1 protein-coding gene is annotated in these 583 nt (G+C 66.0%); it reads right to left on the minus strand.

Going from position 1 to position 583, the window contains the following annotated elements; translation table 11 throughout:
• On the minus strand, nucleotides 1-497 hold a 497-nt coding region (locus AC0IZJ_RS28345; protein WP_471855595.1), incomplete at its 3' end, for a hypothetical protein.
• Between the last annotated feature and the right edge of the window lie 86 nt (nucleotides 498-583).

Below are 583 nucleotides of genomic sequence, written 5' to 3' on the forward strand. Positions count from 1 at the left end.
CGTCCCGGCGGCCGGGTAACTTTCTTCTGCGGGGCCAGAAGAAAGTCACCAAAGAAGAGGCCCTGAACCGCACACGAGCACCAGGTCGCCTTCAACGGCGCGCGAAAACAATCACCGTCGTTTCGGGCAGACGCGAGCCGCTGCGCTCTCGCTGCTGTCCTTGTGACGAGCGCCATCACTCGCCACTTCACGCCGCCTAACGCCGGCTGCACGCCGGGCTCACCAGCGAATACCGCGTCGCTGGGGCGACGCCACTGTGGCGGACGCGCGGCGTTGGGGTTCGCTGTGCTTACACCGACGTACGAGTACGGCGAACAAGCGCGCTGTCGCGTCGCCCGAGCGACGCTGTCTTCGGTCTTTCTCGTGAGCACGGCGTGCAGCCGCGCGTTAGGCGGCCCGATGGTGCGATGAACGGTGCTGGTGACAAGGACAGCAGCGAGAGCGCAGCGGGTCGCGTCGTCCCGCAATGCCGGCGGACGTTTTCGCGCGACGCTCATGGCGTCGTTGCGGTCGTGTGCGGTTCAGGGCCTCTTCTTTGGTGACTTTCTTCTGGCCCCGCAGAAGAAAGTTACCCGGCCGCCGG

Source organism: Roseateles sp. AC306, from assembly GCF_979253795.1.